We start from the raw sequence: 22,468 nt of genomic DNA, 5'->3' as shown, positions 1-22,468 counted from the left end.
ATCAGTTACTTCCAGTGAAGTTCAAAGTCCATCTTGTCAGAGTCCCTGTATGGGTGGACTTTCCATCAATGACTTTCAAGGTCCATGCACCTTGAGAATTCTCACGATAAAAGGCATTGGTTAAAAAGACCTCGCCCTGGTAATTGGAAACGTTACGAAGAGCGTTATTCAAATTAATCACAATGCTTTTTGTATTGCCCGGTGAAGTTAACTCAAGAGCTAAATTAGCGATATTCGTGTGCGTGATCCACACTTTTAACTGAACAGATTCAATGTTTATATTCGTATTCACTGCCATAGAGTCGCTGACACCCGTGGCACTGTTATCGGGAATTGCTAAATTTAAACCACTGCGATCATGGGCCCAATTTGTTTCTGTGAAGGCTCCAAAAGGTGACGTGTAGGACTTCGCCATCGCAACAGCAGCATCCACATTCACCCGTCCAAACCCATACCAGTTGTGAAATTTAAATCCCGCTGCATTTTGCACCCAAGTTTGCTCCCATGCGTATCCGGAAGGAACCCCTTCACTTGGATGGGAAACGGAACCCGACGTTGTGTATTGAACCGGAACCGCAGTCTTCGCAAGAATGTATTTTACGTCCCGCCAGCTCAAATCAGGATTGGCTTGCAGCAAGAGAGCTACAGAACCACTTAAAACCGGTGCGGCGGCAGAAGTTCCATTGAATGTCGATGTGTAATTGCAGCCAGTATTGCCCAACGAACCACGCTCAAACTCCAAGGTGCCTGAAATCGATGACGTCGAAAAACCTTTAGAACAACCTGTTCGATCCGTCGTAATCATCGCCGGAGAATCATCACCGAACTCTCCCCCAAAAGAAGAAACCCAGATGTTCGATCCCGCAGAAGAGTAACTAGCCGCATATCCCGAGGCATTCAAAGCGGCCGCAATAATCGTGTAAGGAGTGCTGTTGTCAGAATCAAAGTTGGAGTTTCCAATACAGTATTCAGAAGTTGAACCTTTACAGAAAACTCGGAAGTCATTCCCTGCCGATTTTACATAAATAGATCCTAGCCCTGAACGTCCCGCAAGAGCTCCGGATCGCATTTGGTTTTGAAACGATGGAACCGGAGAAACCAGAGTGTTCTGCGTCGATCCCCAGCTCATACTGAAAATGTCAAAACTTCCGCCGGCCTGATCCACCAGACTGGCCTCCGTCTGTGTCACAGCCGAAGATAAAAAGTTTGCCGATACCAAAGAAGCTTCAAAGGCCACACCCTTCGTACCTTTACCATTGTTAGCCACGGCCACCGCAAGACCCGCAACCGCAGTTCCATGATTGTCATCGGTAGCTTTCGGAGCTGATGAGGTCGCAAGATAAGGAGCGGCCTTCGTATAATCCTTAGAGACGCCCGTATAGAGATAATTATTTTTAAGATCTTCGTGAGTGTCCTCAATACCATCATCAGAGACAAGAATCTTGATACCCTTGCCACTGAGTCCACTCGTCCACGTTTGCAAAATATTAAGATCGTTGCCGGCTTCACCAGAATCAGTCGAGAAAACCTTTTGGGCCGTATTGCTGATATGCCAAGCCATCTCTAAAAAGGGATCGGCTTTTTCGGGTTCACCAGCAACTGTGAATCCGTTCTTTGCACAGTTTGTAAAGAAGACCCCCGTGATGAGACTCATCCCGAAAAGAGAAGCCAGAATTTTCGTTTTTCTACTAATTCTTTTCATACTGGCGACTCAAAACTTCCATCTTTACATCTTCAACCGAAGCCTCTCCCTTTAATGAGTCCTGGAATGACTGCAAATTAAATGGTTCTTCGGAAGACGTCACAAAATACGTTCGAATATTTGGAAATGAATTTAAAATCTTAAGACCCGTGGCTTGCGTGATCACTTCTGGCGACACACCTTCTTTTAGGACCACCGTGAAAACACCCGTAACCACGCCGACTTCATCAAGTCGGGTGTCAATCACCACCAAAGGATTTGAGGAAGAAAAATTCTTAAAATCATTCGCCGCTGTTTCTTCAACAAGATAGTAACCGTTGATCTCACCCAGAACTTTTCCTTGAGGTTGACCATTTCTCTTTAAAACAGCACGAACCCCCGTCCACAATTTCCAGCGAGTGTCTGTAAATAAAGTCGTTCCCTCCAATTGGGCATTGGAAGTATCGACGGTTTTTAAACCCTTCACTGATTTGGGATCACGAATCGGTTGGCGCGGTGACATGGATTTTGGCTGTTCAGAAGACGCCACTTCTGTGACATGCGCCGACGGTTCCACTTTTGAATTTTCTTTATTATTCTGAGCCGAGTGACTTTCATGGCTAGAGTTCATTTCACGAACTTGGGACTTCTCACCTTTATTAGACAGGTGAAGAGCAAGGACTGCCCCCAAAAGAATTAAGAATGAAAGAACCAGCGTTCGACGTGCCATGAGCCTTCTATTTTAACCAGTAAAACACCCTGCTGCTCACTATTTTCTTTCGGAAATATTGGGAAAGTATGGAAGTACTTTGGAATCTCATTATGAAACAATACCTAGGTCTATAAGGGAACGAACCCGCAGGTCTTGCGGGTTTTTTTACTCGTTCAACTTTAGCAGTGTATGAACGGTTTTCTTGAGCTTCTCCACATCAAAAGGTTTCTTGATGTAGTCGTCTGCTCCGATCTCAAAAGCTTTTTTCATGTCCTCTTCAGAGGCTTTACCAGAAACAAAAACTAAAGGAATTTTTTTAAGGTCCTTGTGCTCTTTCAAAAGTTGCGCAAGTTCAAAACCATTCACCCAAGGAAGTCCCACGTCCATCAAGATCAAGTCCACCGGATGATCATCCAAAGCTGTGGAAAGCTCTGTGCCGTCGGCTGCAAGCTTTGTTACATAGCCTTCGGTTTCCAGGATTCTTTTCATCGCCAATCTCATAGTCTCATCATCTTCAATAACAAGAATGACTTTGGGATCGAGTTTCTTTTTGGCTTCACGGAATGAATCCAAAGAAACAACTTCTTGGCTCGCGATGCGCGCCTTCGTCATCTTTTCGATCTTCTGAACTAAATCCTTGGTGTTGATCTTTTTGTCCTTCATACGTTCCTTAGTGAGAAGCTTGAGCCTCAAGCCATCTTTCAGCATCAATCGCCGCCATACAGCCCGTTCCCGCCGCTGTGATCGCTTGACGATATACATGATCTTGCACGTCTCCGGCTGCAAAGACACCTGGAATATTAGTATATGTGGTATTTGGTTGAGTCACCAAATAGCCTGTCTCATTCATATCCAACATTCCCTTGAACAGGTCCGTATTCGGCTTATGTCCAATGGCTAGGAATAGACCCGTGATAGGAAGTTCTTTGACAGTCCCATCAACCGTGCTTTTGATTTTTGCACCCGTCATGCTTTTGCCATCACCCAAAACTTCTGCCACTTCCGTATTCCAGAGAACTTCAATTTTAGGATTTTTCAAAGCGCGATCGACCATGATTTTAGAGGCACGGAAATGATCACGTCTATGGATCAAATAAACCTTTGTCGCAAAACGTGTTAGGAACTGCGCTTCTTCCATTGCCGTATCACCACCACCGACAACGCCAATTTCTTGGTTGCGGAAGAACGCACCATCGCAAGTCGCACAAGCCGAAACTCCGCGATTCGCATATTGTTTTTCAGAAGGCAAACCCAAGTACTTCGCACTCGCACCTGTAGAAATGATAATAGATTTTGCCAAGTGCAACTTATCACCGACCCAAACTTTAAATGGACGTTGTGTGAGATCCACTTTCGTCACATTGCGAGTGAGGAAACGCGTTCCAAATCTCTCCGCTTGTTTTCTCATCACCGTGATAAGATCTGGTCCTGTAATACCATGTTCAAATCCAGGGAAGTTTTCTACTTCCGTTGTCGTCATCAACTGACCACCAGCTTCTTCACCTTCAATCATCAAAGGCTCAAGGTTGGCGCGAGATGTATAAACCGCAGATGTTAAACCCGCAGGGCCAGAACCGATGATAATCACATTTTCAACTTTTTGATCTTGAGTCATAGATTTCCTCACAAAATAGGGCCGAATTTACGACCCTAGGCTATCAACAAACAAGGTCCTTTTCATTACTTCTTTGCACGTTTTGGAGTGCGTCAGCTACAATGAGCCATGCCTTTGATTTCGTTTAAAAAGAATCGACCACCTATTGAGGTTCCCCCAGGGGCAAACCTGATGAAGTCTCTGCTTGATGCAGGCTTACCTGTCGCCTCAAGTTGTGACGGCGATGGCGTTTGCGCGAAATGTAAAATCATTATTATCGAGGGTGCAGAAAACCTTTCCGGAGAAAACGAAACCGAGGCATTCCTTAAAGAGTCCAACAACATTCCCAAAGAGCTCCGTATTAGCTGCCAAACCGAAGTTTTCGGCGATATCACGGTGGATGCGAGTTATTGGTAATTAGAGGCCTCGGCCTTTAAAGGGAATTCCTGGGGAAACAGTTTCTTCATCAGGACGATCCCACCCGACCCCGACCGAACCCGCAGGTTTTTGAGGACATTTCCCTTTACCGAGTTGAATAAACGAGAGACCACGGTTTCCACCCATAGGACTTTCGCTCCGACACAATGTCGTTGAACCACGTAGAACCGTGACTGATTCCGTGGGGGCCACATACTCCGCTGTATCTTGCCCTACCGGAACTGCCGCCTGCGCACCAAATCCTAAAAAGAAAATTAAGAGAAAGGCTTTCATATTCACCTCCCATGAATTTTTATTATAAGCCTGTTTCCAATTTTCTATCTTATGAATGCGATTTAACGCTGGACCTTGTCCCGGAATCCTCAAGAACAGGACCGAAAATGCCGAAAAATAAGAGGTAAAATGTTTTTTCTGACCTAATTCTCGGAACGTATCACAAGGACGGTAATTGTGGCTGGTTATTATCTCACCACAGGAAAATTAAAGCTGGGACCGCTTTCAGAGAAAGATATTCTTTCCGGAGTTCGCTCTGGGAAAATCAGTCTGTTCGACATGATTCTGAACAATCAAACGAACGAATGGATGATGTTGATTCAACATCCTGACTTCTCGGATCTTGAAGGTCCTTCCGAAAACGAAAATAACAAAGAGCAAGAAGAGGGGCACTTTGCTGTCGGTCTGATCTCGGATGATATCAGCGAAGAAACCCAAGCCTCAGCTTTCGTAACACCGGAGAATTTTCCGATTCTGACTCCTGTGTATTGGTACGAAAGAGAACACGCCAATCAACGCTTGAAATATCTGGAAGTTCTTTCGATGATTCATTCGCAAAAACTTTCAGAACAAAGTTTGATTTCAAAAACGCCGCACGGTCCTTGGCAAAAGATCATTGATTGGGAAGAGTTTTCTCCGAAGTCGCTAGAGAACTATAAAAAAATCTCGGACGAAAAACTTCCTGATGTGCACATCCGTCGCAAATCCCCGCGCTTTGCCTGCGGAAAAGTTTTTGTTGCCATGGGCAGCAAAAACAATGGCTTTCAAATTTTTTGCCCGGATATCTCAAAGACAGGTATGGCATTCATTGTTCGTTCGGCAAAATCCGACTTGAACGAAAACCTGCACATCAAATTTCAGGAAACTTTGACGGACAATAAGTTCGACGCCAAAGGTATTGTAGTGTCTGTGCGCAAAGTAAAACTTCCCGGCGCAGAAAATATCTACATCCGCTATGGAGTTCGCTTCACTCACCTATCTGAATCGGGACGGAGATTTATCGAAGAAATGGCAAAGCAGACCGCTTTGCCATAGTGAATTTAAGCTTTTTGCAGACGAACCATGTTGATCTTAATACCTTCGCGCATAAAGATCTTTTCAAAAGCTGTTTCAAAGTTTTCAGCTTTCATTTCGGAATTGTGCAGATCTTGAGTCTCAAAAAGAATTTTGTACTGAGACTGACGAATTTCATCCATCGCCCACAAGAAATACTCAAGAGAGTCCGTCTTAAAATTGATGAACGATCCTGGCTTTTGCAGACGATAAAGAATGTCTAGATTCTGCTTACAGACAACGCGGTTCTTCGGCTTCTTTGGCGATGTCCAAGGATCTGGAAAGTGAATATAGACGTTGTCAATTTCACCTTCAGTGAAAAGCTCTTCAATATTGAAGGCATGAAAACGGGCAATCGCCGCATTCTTGCAGCCTGCATTCACCGCGCGACGGATTGATTGGATCAAAGGTTTGTATTTCAACTCCAAACCCACCAATAAACGCTGTGAATGAGTTTTTGCGTGATGAGCAAAGTAAGTTCCGTTCCCCGTTCCGACTTCCACGTCCATGGGCATGGAGGCATCTGCTTTGAAAATCTCTGAACGCCATTTGCCCTTGTTGTTCGGCGCACGCAATTCATCAAAAGCGATATGAGAGTACTCGCCATTTAAAGCTAACGTGTATGCGTTTTGTCTTGGAAGATCTTTGGTAATATTAATTTGTCTGCGAGGAACCGGAATTGTCATAGGCCCCTTGATTAGTCGGACGAGGGCCGTCGGTCAAGCTTTTCACCGTGAAGGAACGCCCTTCTTTAAAGGGATGCAAACGGATAGGGCAATTTTCAACTACACAAGCTGAGCAGTAGGATTTTTTACAGGGGTCTAAATGGAAAGCCAACTCACCATCGAAGTCGTAGTCGGCCACCACACGGTTTTCAAAACTGTGAGTCACCTCATGGACGTGAGAAACATCCCAATACTCAGGCACCACCAGATGCGCATCCACGTGATGGAAACGGCCTGAGCGAATGGTTCGCAAGTGATGAATGTCGATGACTCCAGGAACGCGGTTTTTTTGTAAAGCCACCGCCAGATTTTCCAAAACCTGTTCATCTTGTTCGTCCATCAAAATACCCAAAGACTCCCGCACAATTTTGTATCCGGAGTATGCAAGTTGAAGGCCGACAAGAATTGCGACCACGGGGTCTAACCACTGATAACCTGTAATCATCACAAGGCCCAAGCCCACCATGACACCCACAGTAGTGAAAACATCCGAAAGAACATGAGCCCCGCTGGCTCTGAGAGCTTCAGATTTGTGATTTGTTCCGACCTTTTTCAAATAGAGTCCCAAAGCCAGATTCACAAGGGCTGCGCCACCGACAATCAGAAGACCCATTTCTAATTTTTGCGTCGGTTCATGATTGATTAAAGCTTTAACGGCTTCGCCAATAATCATAATGGCGGCGAAAAAGATCATTCCACCCTCAAAAGCAGAGGAAAATGATTCTGCCTTGCCATGCCCATAAGGATGTTCGTGATCGGCAGGTTGAGAGGCAAAACGAATAACGAAAAGTGCGACCAAGGACGCAATGACATTCACGATGCTCTCTAGAGCATCGGAAAGAACCGCCGTCGATCCCGTGATTTTGTAAGCTCCGACCTTAAGACCAAAAATAGTCAGACTCGCCAACGCGGAAATCCACGCGGCGCGGTTACGAATTGAGTCTGATTTGGTTGTCACGGAGTTTGCCATATAAGAGGGTTGTCGTTGATCACCCTCGGTTCGTCAATAATTAACCTGCTGCTTTTCGGCGTTTTTGCACGGCCGACTTAAGCTCAACCACAGGCGCCACATCAGATTTGTAGAAGGAAACTTGGTTACGACCACCGCGTTTTGCATCATAAAGCGCATGATCCGCACGGCGCACAAGTTCTCTGGCGCTGATATTCTCGCCAGGAATCGTGATCGCAAAACCCACAGAGGCCGTGAGCTTAATAGAATCGTCACCATTCTTAAACGTCGTCTTCTGAATGTTTTCACGCAGACGCTCACAGAAGTACATAGCTCCTTCGTGATTTGTCTCCGTCAAAACAACCAAGAATTCATCCCCGCCGTAACGCGCAGGAATATCGACGTTGCGTGTGTTCGCACGAATGATTTTACCGACCTCAGAAAGCACATAACTTCCGAAAAGATGGTCATGTCCGTCATTCACGGTTTTAAAATAATCCATATCCATCATCACGACACAAACATCACGATGGAATCGACGTCCACGCTCCATCTCGAAGTCCAGACGCTGATACAAAGAACGCATGTTGTACAGACCCGTAAGGTCATCGGTATCTACAAGCTCTTTCAATTTTTCATTGGCAAAAAGAAGTTGCTCATGCAAGTCACGGATACGCAACTGTGTACGAATACGCGCCAGCAATTCAAGCGGCACAAAAGGCTTTACGATGTAGTCATCAGCCCCCGCATCCAAGGCTTCAATAATGGCTTCCGTGCTGGAATTTTCAGATACGAAAACACAAGATACATGAGACAGACGCTCACGCACGGCACGCAGAACTTTCAGACCCGCCATTGACGGCGCCATCCAATCCAAAATAACGACATGAGGAATCCATGACTCGACGAGCTTGTGGGCTTCGGTGTCCGAAGTGACCCCACGAGCGTCATAGCCTTCCCAGCGCAGAGGTTCCAAGAGAATCTCTAAGCTGTCTTTGTCATCGTCGATCACTAGGATTCGGCGACTTTTGGGTTGTTTTGTACTGCCTTCAAAACTCATACTACATACCAGTGTAACTTCAGCTCTTCTCATCGGTTAATTTGCTCTAATTGTTTAGCTGAAATTCTAATCTTCCGACGAGTCTGGCTCTCACCAAGGTCTGGGTCCGCCAAGAGGGGCTGGGAATACAGCTCTGTCGCTTCGGACAGTCCTCGCTCGTTTTTACCCTGGTTTAACAATACGTAGACCTTTGCCTCGCTGTGGAACTCGCGTCAGAACTGTATTCCCAGCCCCTCTTGGCGATGCAGATTTTGGGTAGAAGACGTGTGAATTAGAGATTTTCTTAAAAATTTGAAAACCGACTGAAAGGCTTTCGTTGGCGCCCCCTAAATAAGGTGGCTCTCGGAATATTTTTTTGGAATTGGGACTGTTGTGCGTTAGTCAGGATTGTTTGTAATACGTTGAACTTGTAGGGGTTTTTCGATATTCAGATAGGAAGTGTTTTTCTTGTTTTAGTAAGGATGAATTTATGAGTTTGAACTTCACTGAGATTGAAGCTAAGTGGCAGAAAAAGTGGGAAGAGAAAAAGGCGTTTCATGCTGAGACGAACAGTGCGAAGCCGAAGTATTATGCTCTCGACATGTTTCCGTATCCTTCTGGATCGGGGCTGCATATTGGTCACATGGCTTCTTATACTCCTGGTGACATTGTTTCTCGTTATAAACGCACCAACGGATTCAATGTTCTTCATCCAATGGGATATGATGCTTTTGGTTTGCCTGCTGAGCAGTATGCGATTCAGACAGGTATTCATCCTGCGATCACGACTCAAAAAGCTATCGAGAGCTTTCGTAAGACTTTGAAGTCTTTTGGATTTAGCTTTGATTGGAGTCGCGAGATTTCTACTTGCGAGCCTGATTACTACAAGTGGACTCAATTTATTTTCTTAAAGCTTTATGAGCGTGGGCTTGCTTATCAAAAAGAAGTTCCCGTGAACTGGTGCCCGGCTTTAAAAACGGTTTTGGCCAATGATGAAGTTATCGATGGCAAATCGGAACGTGGTGGCCACCCCGTTATTCGTGTTCCGATGAAACAGTGGATGCTTAAGATCACTGACTATGCTGAGCGTTTGTTGAATGATCTTGATAAAGTCGACTGGCCAGAAAGAACTAAAGAAGCGCAACGCAATTGGATTGGTAAGAGCGAAGGAGCTCGCGTGACATTCAAGTTGGATGGTCACACGGAAACCTTTGAGGTCTTCACGACTCGTCCTGATACTTTGTTTGGCGTGACTTTCATGGTGATGGCTCCGGAGCATGAGCTTGTGAAAAAGATCACAACGAAAGAGCAACATCGCAATGTTGAAGAATATGTAACGGCGACGTCCCGTAAATCGGAAGTTGAACGTAAAGCCACAACAGAAAAAACAGGCGTTTTCACAGGCGCTCATGCGATTCATCCAATCACAGGCGAAAAAATTCCTGTGTGGATCGCCGACTACGTTTTGATGGATTACGGCACAGGCGCCATCATGGCAGTTCCTGGTCACGATGCTCGTGACTTTGAATTTGCAACAAAGTTCCATCTTCCGATCAAACGTGTTTTGGAAGGTGGCGACACTCTTCCTTTTGAAGGTGACGGAACTTTAGTAAATTCTGATTTCTTGAATGGCCTTTCTAAGTCGGAAGCTGTTCAGAAAATGCTTTCTCACTTGGAATCTAAAAAATTGGGTGTCCGTGAAGTTCAGTACAAGTTGCGCGACTGGTTGTTCAGCCGTCAACGTTATTGGGGTGAGCCGTTCCCGATCGTTCACTATGCGGATGGTTCTCGCGGTGTTCCTGTAAATGAACTTCCCGTGATCTTGCCTGAAGTGGCGGATTATGAACCTTCGGATTCTGGAGAAGCTCCTTTGGCGCGCAATGCGGACTGGGTTCGCTATGGCAACGACGGTCGTCGTGAAACAGACACGATGCCGGGTGCTGCGGGCTCTTCTTGGTATTTCTTACGCTACATTGATCCAAAGAACAGCCAGGCTCCGTTCAGCCCTGAGTCTGAAAAATACTGGATGCCTGTCGACCTTTACGTCGGGGGGCCTGAGCACACAGTAGGGCATTTGCTTTACTCTCGTTTCTGGATGAAGGTTCTTTTTGATTGCGGTCTTGTGACTCACAATGAGCCTTTCCAAAAGTTGCTTCACCAAGGGATGATCTTGGGACCTGATGGCGAGAAAATGTCGAAGTCCCGCGGAAACGTGATTTCTCCGGAAGATATCGCGAAAACTCACGGAGCGGATGCGATGAGAACCTTTATCAGCTTCATGGGTCCGGTGGACAAGGATAAACCTTGGGCTCCGACAGGAATTGATGGCGTGAAACGTTTCTTGGATCGTATTTCCCGTCTCGTTGTGAACGACGAAGGCCAATATGTGGCGACGAAAGATGCGGCTCCGGACGATATTAAGAAATTAGTTCATAAAACGATTAAAAAAGTCACAGAAGACATCGAAACGATGAGCTTTAACACAGCGATCAGCGCCATGATGATCCTGGTAAATGAGCTTTATAAGGCGGAATGTCGCTCGGAAATGGCTCTAAAACCTCTCGTTCAGATCTTGGCTCCTTTTGCTCCGCACTTGGCGGAAGAATTGTGGGAAAAAATGGGCGGAGAGGGACTTTGCTCTTTGGCTCCATGGCCAAAATATGATAGTACCCTCGTCGCTGATGACACTGTAACAATCGGCGTGCAAGTGAATGGAAAAATGCGCGGCACGATCGAGATTAGCCCAACCGCTTCGGAAGAAGAGGCTTTGGCTGCGGCGAAAGCCGTTTCTGCAGTTTCCTCAGTTTTGGCTGGAAAAAATCCCGACAAGGTGATTTATAAAGCCGGAAGAATTTTGAATTTGATCGTTAAATAATTGGGTTCTTTTACCGAAGAGGACCCCGAACAAAAACTTGGGGTCCTTTAAACCGGGCCCCCAACTGCGAGGGCCAAAAGAGATGTCTAATTGGAGTCCTGAAAAGAGCGCTGAGCTTTATGGGATCAACAACTGGGGCAACGGTTATTTCAGAATTAACGGGACAGGCAATGTCTCTGTGACTCCGATGGGAGCAAACGGTCCGTCTGTAGACTTGTTTGAACTGACTCAAGATCTTTTAGACCGCGGTATCCGCGTTCCTATCATGATCCGCTTTCCTGACATCATCAAAGCTCGCGTTGAGCTTCTTAACAACTGCTTCCAAAAAGCCTTCGCAGATCACGGCTACAAAGGTGAGTATCGCGGCGTTTACCCAATCAAGGTGAACCAACAGCGCCACCTTGTTCAAGAACTTGTGAAATACGGAAAAGGCTTCCAAATGGGCCTTGAGGCCGGTTCAAAACCAGAGCTTCTTGTGGTTCTTGCGTTGATGAACACAGAAAACGCTTTGATCATCTGCAATGGCTTTAAAGATGCTGAGTACATTGAAACAGCAATCCTTTCACAAAAGCTTGGCAGAAACACGATCATCGTTGTTGACCGTAAAGAAGAGTTGAAAATGATCGTGGACGTAGCGAAGAAATTCAATGCTCGTCCAAAAATCGGTTTCCGCGCAAAATTGAACACTCAAGGTGCGGGTAAATGGGTTGACTCTTCAGGTGCTCGTTCTAAATTCGGTCTGACTTCTACAGAGATCGTTGAAGGTGTTGAGTTCTTGAAAAAAGAAGGCATGCTTGATTGCCTCGAACTTCTTCACTACCACATCGGTTCTCAAGTTCCGCAAATTCAATCTATCAAGTCTTCTTTGAAAGAAGGCGCACGTTTCTATACAGAACTTCACAAAATGGGTGCGGGTCTTAAGTATATCGACGTGGGTGGCGGCCTTGGAGTTGATTACGACGGTTCAGGTCACTCTGACAGCTCTATCAATTACTCTGAGCAAGAGTACGCGAACGACATCGTGTCTGTTCTCCAAACTCTTTGTGATGAAAAAGGTATTCCTCATCCAAACATCGTGACAGAGTCGGGCCGCTTCTTGGTGGCGCATCACTCTGTGCTTGTTTTCAACGTGATGGGTATTAACGACCTTCACCGTCATGAACCGCCTCGTCCTGCTGCGAAGACAGATCCTTCGATCATGCAAGACATGCAGTACATCTACGAAAAGGTGAACAAAGACAATATCAACGAGTGCTTCAATGACCTTGAACAAGCCAAACAAGAAACGTTGCAACTTTTCACGTACGGCGTTTTGAGTCTTGAACAACGCGCATGGTGTGAAAGCATGTACTTCGCTATCGCTACGAAAATGGTGAAATTGGCGAAAACAGTTCCTGATACAGAAGACATCGTAACCGCTCTTTCTAAAGAGCTTTGCGACACTTACTTCTCTAACTTCTCGGTGTTCCAATCTGTTCCGGATTCTTGGGCGGTAGGACAACTCTTCCCGGTGATTCCAATTCACCGTTTAGGAGAAGAACCTTCTCGTGAAGCGACTTTGGCGGATTTGACTTGTGACTCTGACGGTGTGATTGAAAAATTCATCGACACAGAATCAGGCGAGCCTAAAGAAACAGTTCGTTTGCACAAGTTCACGGATGGCCAACAATACTATCTTGGCGTATTCCTTACAGGTGCTTACCAAGAGATCCTGGGCGACCTTCATAACTTGTTCGGCGATACTGATGCCGTTCATATTTCATTGAACGGCGTGGGCTACACAATCGACCACTATGTTCCAGGCGATACAGTGACGGAAGTTCTTTCTTACGTTCAGTACGGCCGCTCTGAAATGGTCGACAGTGTTCGTCAAGCTACGGAAGAGTCTATCCAAAAAGGTTCTATCACGAAGCAAGAAGCGAAACTTTTAATCAAGCACTACGAGGAAGGCCTTTCAGGTTACACTTACCTCGAAGAAGCCGAATAGGTACCTGCTTCCCTCCGTGACGATTTGGTACAACGGAGGCTGACTCTAACACTTAGGATATTTAAAGCCCGCGCCAAAATGCGGGCTTTTTTTTATTCGGTCGCTTCACTTGTTTTTACACTCTTTTTTCCACATCCCAAAAACTCAATCGTGATGGTCTTTTGCGTGTCTTTGATCGTGATACTTCCTTCATCGAATCCACAGCGCGAGCGATGAAGACCATCAGAAGAAACAATGCGTGTACTGTGAACTACACCCTCTTTAAGATGAGTCACCGTGCCACTGACATCGACATAACCTTTTTCTGCAACAACCTCTCCGTCTTCGGTTTTTTCCGGAGCAAAGTCATAGAATGAAGTTCCCGTGATCACATGATTTACACCTTGAACAGCAAAGGACTCTTCAAATTCTTTATCTATTTGCACAGAGCCGTCCTGAAGTCTTTCGCGTGAATAGATGGATTTGATATGTCGCTTGGATTTATCTTTTCCCATAAGTTCCACATCGGTTTGCACCAAAGAAGCCACAGACGTGTCTTTATATTCTGAAACAAAACGGACATCTCCGGCAATTTCAGGGCAGTCGTATTCATAGAGGATTTCTCTTTTTGTATCGGAGTCTTCAATCACAGTGGGAGTCATGCATTTTTCAGCAGGGACATGAACGACCTTACCCATGGAAAAAGACATATCCAAAAAAGGATTTTGCATCACATCTCCTTGCAAAGAGTTCTGTGAATCCGAATCGCTCTGATTGCAGACGGAATCAATCACGATCTCGTCGCTCTCGGTAATTTCCGAAGAGGAAGAAGCAGTTGACGAGGATTCTGAGGAGATACTTGTCATAGCATCCGAAAAAGACATCGGAGATTTGCAGGACACCAAGGCTAGGCACAATGATAATTTAACAACTGATTCCATCGCATTCTTAGTCATAAATCCTCCAGGCCACTTGCCTCTTAGAATCATGCTAAAAATGAATTGTTGAGAGAGTATGAAAATCTCAAAAAGTAACGACGTCCAGATTATTCCAAATGCAAAGACATCCGTTTTAGTAACTCTGACAGATGTTTAAGCTCTGTCGCCGAGTAGAGTTTTCCATAATCCTTCAACTCTTGAGTTCTCAATTTGAGCACTTTTTCAATCACACGATGACCAAGAGCTGTAAGTCGGATCTGAATCTGCCGACGGTCCTCTTCCGAAGTCTGTCTTTGCACCAGTTTCTTTTTGATAAGCTGATCGATCATCGAGGTCACAGAACCAGAAGTAAGAACCGTGGCGTCCATGATCTCTTTCGCGCTAAGTCCTTGAGGATCCAAACGCTTCAGAGCTGATAAAGCTTGAAACTGAGCCGTCGTGATATCTTCCGTATCGCAATGAACTTTTAAGGAGGCTTCCAATTGCGCCGCCACCCGCAAAAGACGAATAAAAGGAACCATGTCACCTAAAGGAGACGGCTTATAACCTTTTTGGGTTCCCCATTCAGTTAAATAGCGGTCGGCAAAGTCGGTTTTCTCATCTTTAGTCGTCATCTTGACTTCAAGATAATTCAATAATATCTTGATTTCAAGATATTTGGAGGATGTTATGACAGTTCACAAAGGAAAACGACCTGAAAGAGTTTACGAAATCGGTCTTGAAAAATTGGTTTTCAAACTCACGGCGGCCGATACCAACGGTCAGTATTCACAGATTGAAAGAACCGTCGCTCCGTTATTCAAATCCCCTCCTCATTTTCATGCACAGAAGGACACAGACTGGTCTTGTTATCTGATCGAAGGAGAGCTGGAATTTTATTTTGAAGACGAAACGGTGAAACTCAAACCCCGTGAAACGGTCTATGTTCCTCGCAACACTTTCTTCCGTTGGGCAAATCCCCTCAACAGTCCCGCGCTGATCTTGATCACTTACACTCCCGGCGGTTTTGAAGAGTTCTACCCTGAAATCGCAGAAATTAAGACGTCCTCCACAGGTCGCATCGACAACTACGAAGAGACCCTGCAGGCCATTCATAAGATTCAAGATAAATACGGCATGTATAGGAAAGAGTAGAAGGTACCTGCTTCCCATCGTGTGAATTTGGTACCGAAAAACCAATAACTTTACAAACGATCAATTTCCAAATGATGAACGAAAGTTCCCTTATCCCTGATTGTTAGGCCAAATTGGGGCCGCTGAAGACCTCTCGTAATCTCTTCCTGATCCTTTTCGCTTGGTTTCGTGTTCAACCATTGCAAAGTTGCATCAGGAGTCTCCTCCAGAAGAGGATCTCTTATCAGCGGAATCACACCATTTCTAATGCCCAAGCGAATTTGCAGAGTGCTGTAGGGGTAATCTTCAACTTTTCTGCAGATCCCAGCTTCAACGGGGTTCCGATATAAATACTTATAAACATGCTCGAGATAGATAGGTTTACCGATGACGGAGCGAAAATACCTCGAACCGTAAGTTTGATTAATGCGACCGGCTCCACGAGAAATCACTCGAGATGTTTCCCTCATAAAGTAATTCATGGCCTCAGACATATTATTCTCCGGAAATCGGATGATGAGGTGAAAGTGATTACTCATTAATACAAACGCATGAATTTCTGCTTTGTAAGCACAATGAATAAAATAAAGATAGTTAGACATGATTGTCCAAACTTCCTCCATCGGAAGACCGAACCATTCTTTGTTATGGCAGCGAGCAGTGATATGGTACGGAAATTCGGGTGTATAAATTTGCTTCTGTCTTGGCATATCATAAGCCAATAAGCAAAAAGGCTCCCGTTTCGAGGAGCCTCTTAATTTCTATTTGAATTCTTCTATGTCCGAAGTCAGACCATGTACCCAAATCGACACGGAGGGAAGCAGGTACCTACATTTTAGCGTCGAAGGCATCACGAACGGCAAGACCGATATTGATCAAAACTGTCAGCGTAAGAACGATGGCGACCATCGGTCCCCATACTAGCCACTCGGCGATGGTGAACCATTTTTGAGCTTGGGCCATCAACTCACCCCAACTTGGTGTTGGAGGAACAAGGCCTAGTCCCAAGTAGTCCAAGAAAGACAATGTATTTACACCACCCGCGATAAAGAACGGGGCAAAGGTCACGATCGGAGTCAGACCATTCGGAAGAATGTGTTTTCCGATAATACGTTTGTGATCGGCACCAATCGCTTTTGCCGCTTCAACATACTCACGCTTTCTCAATGAAAGGAACTGAGCACGCATATAAGCCGAGATCCCCGTCCAACCGAAGAAAGACACAAGAAGAATCAAGATCGGCAAACTCGGCGTAAAGATCGAGATGATCGTAATCAAAACGAAAAGAATAGGTACGCTCTCTACAATCTCAACGATACGTTGACCAACAAGGTCCGTCTTACCGCCCAAGTAACCCATCACGGCACCTAATGTGATACCTATTGTGTAAGTCACAATCCAACTACCTAGAGCGAAAAGCATCGTGTAACGGAAGCCGTAAAGAAGACGAGTCATAACGTCACGACCGCTCTCGTCCGTTCCGATCCAATTTTGTTTTGTTGGAGGTGACGGATAAGTATCTACATTTTTATTGCTCTCGTAGGGGTCCCACTGAATGATCGGCCACACAGACCAGTCGCCCTCTTCCATTTGAAGCTGGCGATAATCCATCACGTAGATATCCTCACGACCAAAAGCCGTCGGATGGTAGTCTACGAAAAGAGGAAAATAAAGTTTTCCGTGATAGCTGACAATGTGGGGACGGTTGTTTGCCCAAAGCTCCGCTGTGAAGCTAAAGAAAAACATCACGAGCAAAACCCAAACAGAGATGACTGCTACGCGGTCGCGCTTAAAGCGTTTATATCTTTTAAGCGTAAGCTCATTCTTAATAAGATATTTCTGAATTGGATCCATCATTTGAAGTCAATCCTTGGGTCAATAAGAACATAGATGATGTCGCTGAATACGCGACCGAACATCAAGAGCAAAGAAGAAATGAAGGTCAATCCCATGATCACGTTGTAGTCACGAGACAATACGGATTGATAACCTAACAAACCGATACCATCGAGATTGAACATCTGCTCGATGATAAGAGAACCCGCCAAGAAAGCTCCAAAGAAGCCGCCCAAGCCTGTCGCAATGGGAATAAGAGCATTGCGAAGAGCGTGTTTGAAGATAACCACTTTTTCTGCAAGGCCCTTAGCGCGTGCCGTACGAACATAGTCCGACTTCACAACGTCCAACATCGAGTTTCTCATAAGAACTGAAAGTTCGGTGAAGCCACCGATCATGTAACAAATCAAAGGAAGAACAAAGTGGTGGGCACGATCCCAGATCTTGCCCATAGCCGTTAATGACTCATAGTCATCCGACTGAATACCACCGATAGGGAACATATTTAATTTACCGGCAAACACGACGATTAAGAAGATACCCAAAACCAGAGGAGGAATGGAGTACGTCAAATTGAGAATGATGGTCGTGATTCGGTCAAAAGAAGCTCCGGCTTTAATGGCCTTACGAACTCCCAAAGGAATACACACTATATATGTCAAAAGTAGTGAGGCGATACCGAACTGCAAAGAGACAGGGAATTTACTTTTGATAACGTCGATCACAGGCTCTTGATAAGTGAAGCTTTCGCCAAAGTCCAAACGCGCCAGGTTTTTAACCCAAATGATGTAGCGTTCGTGCAACGGCTTATCAAAGCCGTATTGTTTTTTAAGAGCTTCGATAACCTCTTCGTTCACCGACGTGTCACCGCGAGTGTTCACGGATCCACCGCCGCCACCGCCTCCGCCACCAGCTGCTCCAAAACGGATCGCTTGTAGCTTCTGTTCAATGGGGCTCCCCGGAGCCAAATTAATCAGCACAAAGGTTAAAACTGTGATCCCGAAGAACGTCGGGATCATCAACAGCAATCGGCGAATCAGGTATACGATCAAAGCCCTACTCCAAAATAAAAAAACTTAAGATAGCTACGCTGTATTTTTAATTTTAACAAGGCGCTAGGAGGAAGGCGTACACTGTACGCCGACGAACGAAGCAACGCAGGTAAAATTAAAAAGACTGCGTGGCGAAGGCTCTTATTGAGCTTTCAACCACCAGTAGTCTCTACCAATTTCGTACTTAAATGTCTCGGCCGGCATGCCCATGCGAGAAGAATTTGCATAGAATACATACTTGTCGTTGAAAAGGAACGCGTATGGAGCGTCTTCAGCGATCTTAGCGTAAACTTTTTTAAGAGCAGCAACACGTTTTGCTTTATTTGGCTCAACGCGAGCTTCGTCGATCAATTTATCAACTTCAGGGTTTTTGTAAGCGATGAAGTTAGATCCACCAACGACAGCACTTGCAGAGTGCCAGATTTGTTTAGGATCTGGATCTACGGAACCGCCACCCCAAGCCATTGTCACAGCGTCGAAGTTACCTTCGTCAACAAGCTTCAAGAATGAGTTCCACTCAAGATATTTCAACTCCATATCGATGCCGGCTTTTTTCAAGTCTTCACGATACATAGTGTAGTATTTTTCAACGTCTTTAGATGGATAGATCAAAGTGAATTTAAACTCAGATTTTTTGCCGCCCACTGTTTTTTCAAGAACACCGTTTTTATCAGTGTCTGTCCAACCAGCTTTAGCCAAAAGTTCTTGAGCTTTCTTCGGATTGAACTCGATCGCTTTGTTGCCTGGGTTGTATTCAGAGCGCAAGTAGATCGCGCCGTTCGCCAAATCAGACATACCGTAACGGAACTTTTTGTTCATCTCTTCACGGTTCAAAAGGTGCGCAAGAGCGATACGAACGTTTTTATCTTGGAAAATTTCTTTACGGAAGTTCCAGCCGATAAAGCCGTAAGATTTCGGAGCGCTATTCTCAACTTTGTGTTTGATAATAGTTTTGCCCCAAGGCGCGCCTTCAGTTTTCTTCATGTAAGCTTCAACACGCATATCAAGGTAATCCAACTCACCTTTTTTCGCGCGCTCAAGTTCTACGTTTTCATCTTTGTAGAAACGAAGAGTGATTGTGTCGAAGTTGTACATGCCTTTGTAAGCAGCGTCTTTATTGCCGTACCATTTGTCGAACTTCTTAAGAACGATCAATTGGCCACGATCAAATTTAGAAAGAACGTAAGGACCCGCGCACATAAGTTGACGGTTCATTTTCTTAGATTTTTCAACATCGCCGTAAACTTTCTTAGGGATTACAGACAAAGTTGCCGCAGATTCGAAGTTGTTGAAGTACAAATCTTTAGCTGTGAAACGCACAGTGTGTGGATCCAAAACTTCAACTTTTGACAAACCTTCATAGTATGGACGCAAGTGAGCAGCTTCATACTTAGGCTCAAAGATCGCGTCGAAAGAGAATTTCACGTCGTCAGCCGTTACAGGCGTACCGTCGTGGAAAACAGCGTCTTTGCGGAGGTGGAACGTGAATACTTTGTTGTCTTTAGAGATTTCCCATTTTTCAGCCAAACGTGGTTTCCAATCGTAAGTCTCGGAATCACGAGTTGCCAAACCTTCACACACGTATTCTTGCACACGACGAGAGTAAGCGTCAGTTGCAGTGATCGGGTGAACTGTTGGAGGTTCTCCTCCAAGGTTGAAGACGAAATTTCCGCCTTTAGGAGCGTTCGCATTGGGTGCTGCTGCTAAAGCGGGGGCTGTCAAAGCTGAGCTCAGAAGTAGAGCTAGGAGACCCTTCATATTCATTGTGTTTCCTCCAAAGAATTTCGTAGGGAATTTCAATAGTTCCCAAAGTGGGCTTAAAATGGGTTATGCGACAAAAATAATCAAGTTATTGCTCGATTGACGCCATGCTTAAATGTTATATATCTTGGTCTTTCTAAGGAGAAAATAAATGTCTGAAAAGACGGTAAAATTCGATCCAACCACGACCATTTCTGCAGAGTTTGGTATCTTTGGAATTCCCATGAATGAGGAAGAATCCAAAGTCGTCCTTGTTCCAGTTCCTTGGGAGGTCACAACCTCTTACGGCGAAGGGGCTTCTCACGGACCTCAGATCATCCGCCAAGCCAGTGAACAGATTGACCTTTTTGACATCGAAGTAGGTAAGGCCTACGAAGTCGGCTACTTCATGCGCGACTTCCCGGAAGACCTCCTTAACATGAACAATAAATTCAAAGCTGTCGCCCAAGAGCTTATCGAAATGCGAACAAATCTCAGCGATGATGAAGCCAAAATGAACTCTTTGGCAGCTCAAGTGAACACAGCTTGCGAAGAAATGAGCCAATGGGTTTACGACCAATGCTCTGACGTTTTAAAAAAAGGAAAACTTTTGGGCCTTGTTGGAGGCGACCACTCCACTCCCCTGGGAGCGATCCGCGCAGTGAGCGACAAGTTTAAAGGCGACTTCGGCGTTCTTCATATTGATGCCCACGCCGATTTACGCAAAGCCTACCAAGGTTTCAAACAATCCCACGCTTCGATCATGTACAACGTGATGACCGACGCTAAGAAACCAAAAAAATTGGTTCAAGTCGGTATCCGTGATTTCTGCGAAGAAGAATATGACTTCAGCAACTCACGCGAAGACATCAAAACATTCTACGACTTGGAATTGAAACGTCGCTTGCTTAAAGGTGAAACTTGGGAAAAAGTTTGCCAGGACATCATCAAAGAACTTCCGCAAAACGTTTACATCTCTTTTGATATCGATGGTCTTGATCCCGCTTTCTGCCCGCACACTGGAACTCCAGTTCCAGGGGGCTTGAGTGTTGACCAAGTCTTCTTTATGTTCCGAGAAATCCACAACTCAGGTCGCAAGATCATCGCGTTTGACTTGAACGAAGTTTCAACAGGCGGTCTTGAAGAGCACGAAGTTGAGTGGGACGGAAACGTCGGTGCCCGCATCCTTTATAAAATGTGCGGTTGGTTGGTGAAGAGCAATGCTTAAGGTTTACGAATACGCAAAATGCTCAACATGCGTGAAGGCTTTGAAGTTTCTTGATGGAAAGAAAGTGAAATACGACAAACTTCCTATCGTCGACAAAGCGCCTTCACAAAAGGAACTAAAAGAGATGCTCGCGGTGCTGAAAGAACGCGGCGGCAGCATCCGAAATCTTTTTAACACTTCCGGCGTGATGTACAAAGAAATGAAGTTGAGCGAAAAGCTTCCGTCCATGACAGAAGCTGAGGCTTTGAAACTTCTTTCTGAAAACGGAAAACTTGTAAAAAGACCTTTCGTCATCGGAGCCGACACTCACCTTGTCGGCTTCAAAGAAGACGAGTGGAAGAAAGTTTTTTAGGGTTGATTCAAATAGTTTTCGATGGTTTTTGCGCGGATGGCGTGGGCGCGATCGCAGAAAGTTTTTTCTCTGAAGAATAAGCAGTCCTTGTGAACGACTTCCAAAGAGCGAATCACTTCTGAAAAATCTTTTTGCCCTGCTTCGCGCATCAACTCTACTCCGATACAATCTGTTTCTGCGTGCATAATATTGAAAGCATCACCGTTCATGGAGTCAGCCTGCAGTTGATGTGGACTTAAATGCTTTTGCACCATGTGGCCTACTTCGTGGGCCATCATAAAAAAGTTTCCTTGAAATGGGTCTTTCAATTCTGTTGCTAAAACTTTCAAAGTGTCTGGATAAATCGAAATTGAAGTGTCGGAAATAGCAGCCCCCGGAACCATGTCATGTCCGAGGTTGAAAAGACGTTTTCCAAAAACGTTGCGCTCAAGAGCATTCAAGGCAGCCCAACTAAAACGCAAATCAGGTTTAATGTTTTTACGAGGACGGATCTGATATTGAGTCTTACTCACTTGGGATTTACTGACTTCAATCGCATGCTTAACTAGTGCGCGGTCACAGACCAAAAAAGGCACTTCTTCATGGGTTTGCGCCTGAACAGAGAGTGAGAACGAAATAATTAACAATAAGCTTAAGAAGTATTTCATGCATTTATGAAATACCAAATTCATGCCAGAAAAAACTAAGTGTCTCAAAACGAGAACCTAAGTTTTTGGATGATGATGACGACGGCCGTGACGATTTACTTTTAGAGCATCAGTCTTATTCATTTTATAAACGAAGTATGCTCCAGCTAGCACAATCGCCATTGTTAAAATGACAATCCATAGGCTGATCATACAACCTCCCTTCGCAAACTTTATTCTACTCGAGAATTCGAAGAAACAGAGGTCTTGATCGAAGA

General features: G+C 45.1%; 23 protein-coding genes. 7 read left to right on the top strand and 16 right to left on the bottom strand.

The genetic code is table 11. The features are described 5' to 3' along the window. Position 1: 1 nt before the first annotated feature. The 4 genes from ACL934_RS02115 to trxB form a co-directional block, all read right to left on the bottom strand. The gene (locus tag ACL934_RS02115) at positions 2-1,702 is read right to left on the bottom strand and encodes a S8 family serine peptidase (protein ID WP_413612966.1); all 1,701 of its coding nucleotides are present in this window, start codon (positions 1,700-1,702) and stop codon (positions 2-4) included. After that, complete coding sequence (locus ACL934_RS02110) at positions 1,689-2,411, bottom strand: hypothetical protein (protein ID WP_374077216.1); 723 nt, start codon at positions 2,409-2,411, stop codon at positions 1,689-1,691. Before ACL934_RS02110 ends, ACL934_RS02115 begins: the two co-directional genes overlap by 14 nt. A gap of 147 nt (positions 2,412-2,558) precedes the next feature. Next, positions 2,559-3,056 carry a response regulator gene (locus ACL934_RS02105; RefSeq protein ID WP_374077214.1) on the bottom strand — a complete coding sequence of 166 codons (498 nt, stop codon included), beginning with the start codon at positions 3,054-3,056 and terminating at the stop codon, positions 2,559-2,561. A 7-nt stretch (positions 3,057-3,063) separates the two neighbouring features. Continuing rightward, entirely contained in the window at positions 3,064-4,008 is a 945-nt protein-coding gene (trxB, locus tag ACL934_RS02100) for a thioredoxin-disulfide reductase (protein WP_374077213.1), read from the bottom strand. Between the two features lie 108 nt (positions 4,009-4,116). Here trxB and ACL934_RS02095 point away from each other — a divergent pair, with 108 nt between their 5' ends. Continuing rightward, positions 4,117-4,404 (top strand): 2Fe-2S iron-sulfur cluster-binding protein, encoded by a 288-nt coding sequence (locus tag ACL934_RS02095; protein WP_413612965.1) that lies wholly within the window; start codon positions 4,117-4,119, stop codon positions 4,402-4,404. Here the strand turns inward: ACL934_RS02095 and ACL934_RS02090 are convergent, their stop codons facing one another. Next, on the bottom strand, positions 4,405-4,698 hold the full coding sequence (locus ACL934_RS02090; RefSeq protein WP_374077211.1) for a hypothetical protein: 294 nt from the start codon (positions 4,696-4,698) through the stop codon (positions 4,405-4,407). A gap of 177 nt (positions 4,699-4,875) precedes the next feature. Between ACL934_RS02090 and ACL934_RS02085 the strand changes: the two genes are divergently transcribed. Further along, positions 4,876-5,733 carry a PilZ domain-containing protein gene (locus ACL934_RS02085; protein WP_374077210.1) on the top strand — a complete coding sequence of 286 codons (858 nt, stop codon included), beginning with the start codon at positions 4,876-4,878 and terminating at the stop codon, positions 5,731-5,733. Between the two features lie 5 nt (positions 5,734-5,738). Here ACL934_RS02085 and trmB read toward each other — a convergent pair whose 3' ends face one another. The 3 genes from trmB to ACL934_RS02070 are packed head-to-tail and all read right to left on the bottom strand — an operon-like array spanning position 5,739 to position 8,485. After that, positions 5,739-6,437 carry a tRNA (guanine(46)-N(7))-methyltransferase TrmB gene (gene trmB, locus ACL934_RS02080; RefSeq protein ID WP_374077209.1) on the bottom strand — a complete coding sequence of 233 codons (699 nt, stop codon included), beginning with the start codon at positions 6,435-6,437 and terminating at the stop codon, positions 5,739-5,741. Further along, a complete protein-coding gene (locus ACL934_RS02075; protein WP_413612964.1) occupies positions 6,406-7,446 on the bottom strand; it encodes a cation diffusion facilitator family transporter in 1,041 nt (346 codons plus the stop codon). Before ACL934_RS02075 ends, trmB begins: the two co-directional genes overlap by 32 nt. A 40-nt stretch (positions 7,447-7,486) precedes the next feature. Then, complete coding sequence (locus tag ACL934_RS02070) at positions 7,487-8,485, bottom strand: diguanylate cyclase (RefSeq protein ID WP_413612963.1); 999 nt, start codon at positions 8,483-8,485, stop codon at positions 7,487-7,489. A 469-nt stretch (positions 8,486-8,954) separates the two neighbouring features. On the opposite strand from ACL934_RS02070, the gene leuS reads away from it, so the two are divergent. Continuing rightward, positions 8,955-11,339 (top strand): leucine--tRNA ligase, encoded by a 2,385-nt coding sequence (gene leuS / locus ACL934_RS02065; RefSeq protein WP_374077206.1) that lies wholly within the window; start codon positions 8,955-8,957, stop codon positions 11,337-11,339. An 82-nt stretch (positions 11,340-11,421) separates the two neighbouring features. Continuing rightward, on the top strand, positions 11,422-13,326 hold the full coding sequence (speA, locus tag ACL934_RS02060) for a biosynthetic arginine decarboxylase (protein WP_374077205.1): 1,905 nt from the start codon (positions 11,422-11,424) through the stop codon (positions 13,324-13,326). A 92-nt stretch (positions 13,327-13,418) separates the two neighbouring features. Here speA and ACL934_RS02055 read toward each other — a convergent pair whose 3' ends face one another. Together ACL934_RS02055 and ACL934_RS02050 are read right to left on the bottom strand one after the other, a co-directional pair. After that, positions 13,419-14,261, bottom strand: a complete 843-nt coding sequence (locus tag ACL934_RS02055) for a hypothetical protein (RefSeq protein ID WP_374077204.1) — start codon at positions 14,259-14,261, stop codon at positions 13,419-13,421. 89 nt (positions 14,262-14,350) lie between these two features. Further along, positions 14,351-14,857, bottom strand: coding sequence for a MarR family winged helix-turn-helix transcriptional regulator (locus ACL934_RS02050; protein WP_374077203.1), 507 nt, complete (start codon positions 14,855-14,857; stop codon positions 14,351-14,353). A gap of 55 nt (positions 14,858-14,912) precedes the next feature. Here ACL934_RS02050 and ACL934_RS02045 point away from each other — a divergent pair, with 55 nt between their 5' ends. Next, a complete protein-coding gene (locus ACL934_RS02045) occupies positions 14,913-15,377 on the top strand; it encodes a cupin domain-containing protein (protein WP_374077202.1) in 465 nt (154 codons plus the stop codon). A gap of 50 nt (positions 15,378-15,427) precedes the next feature. On the opposite strand, the gene ACL934_RS02040 is transcribed toward ACL934_RS02045, so the two are convergent. The 4 genes from ACL934_RS02040 to ACL934_RS02025 form a co-directional block, all read right to left on the bottom strand. Further along, on the bottom strand, positions 15,428-16,066 hold the full coding sequence (locus tag ACL934_RS02040) for a transposase (RefSeq protein WP_413613488.1): 639 nt from the start codon (positions 16,064-16,066) through the stop codon (positions 15,428-15,430). A gap of 118 nt (positions 16,067-16,184) precedes the next feature. Further along, the gene (locus ACL934_RS02035; protein WP_374077201.1) at positions 16,185-17,213 is read right to left on the bottom strand and encodes an ABC transporter permease subunit; all 1,029 of its coding nucleotides are present in this window, start codon (positions 17,211-17,213) and stop codon (positions 16,185-16,187) included. Further along, a complete protein-coding gene (locus ACL934_RS02030; RefSeq protein ID WP_374077199.1) occupies positions 17,210-18,244 on the bottom strand; it encodes an ABC transporter permease subunit in 1,035 nt (344 codons plus the stop codon). The genes ACL934_RS02035 and ACL934_RS02030 overlap by 4 nt, the downstream gene beginning before the upstream one ends. A 141-nt stretch (positions 18,245-18,385) precedes the next feature. Continuing rightward, on the bottom strand, positions 18,386-20,008 hold the full coding sequence (locus ACL934_RS02025) for a peptide-binding protein (protein WP_374077198.1): 1,623 nt from the start codon (positions 20,006-20,008) through the stop codon (positions 18,386-18,388). Positions 20,009-20,156: 148 nt separating this feature from the next. On the opposite strand from ACL934_RS02025, the gene ACL934_RS02020 reads away from it, so the two are divergent. Further along, complete coding sequence (locus ACL934_RS02020; RefSeq protein WP_374077196.1) at positions 20,157-21,212, top strand: agmatinase family protein; 1,056 nt, start codon at positions 20,157-20,159, stop codon at positions 21,210-21,212. Further along, a complete protein-coding gene (locus ACL934_RS02015) occupies positions 21,205-21,564 on the top strand; it encodes an arsenate reductase family protein (RefSeq protein ID WP_374077194.1) in 360 nt (119 codons plus the stop codon). Before ACL934_RS02020 ends, ACL934_RS02015 begins: the two co-directional genes overlap by 8 nt. On the opposite strand, the gene ACL934_RS02010 is transcribed toward ACL934_RS02015, so the two are convergent. Both ACL934_RS02010 and ACL934_RS02005 read right to left on the bottom strand, forming a co-directional pair. Then, on the bottom strand, positions 21,561-22,211 hold the full coding sequence (locus ACL934_RS02010) for a hypothetical protein (protein WP_413612962.1): 651 nt from the start codon (positions 22,209-22,211) through the stop codon (positions 21,561-21,563). The two genes, ACL934_RS02015 and ACL934_RS02010, sit on opposite strands and share 4 nt — an antisense overlap. Positions 22,212-22,268: 57 nt before the next feature. Further along, on the bottom strand, positions 22,269-22,403 hold the full coding sequence (locus tag ACL934_RS02005) for a hypothetical protein (RefSeq protein WP_374077190.1): 135 nt from the start codon (positions 22,401-22,403) through the stop codon (positions 22,269-22,271). Positions 22,404-22,468: the final 65 nt, after the last annotated feature.

It is taken from the genome of Bdellovibrio sp. HCB-110 (genome assembly GCF_047323225.1).
In the GTDB taxonomy this organism is placed as follows: Bacteria; Bdellovibrionota; Bdellovibrionia; order Bdellovibrionales; family Bdellovibrionaceae; genus Bdellovibrio.
This window is presented reverse-complemented; position numbering and strand designations above follow the sequence as displayed.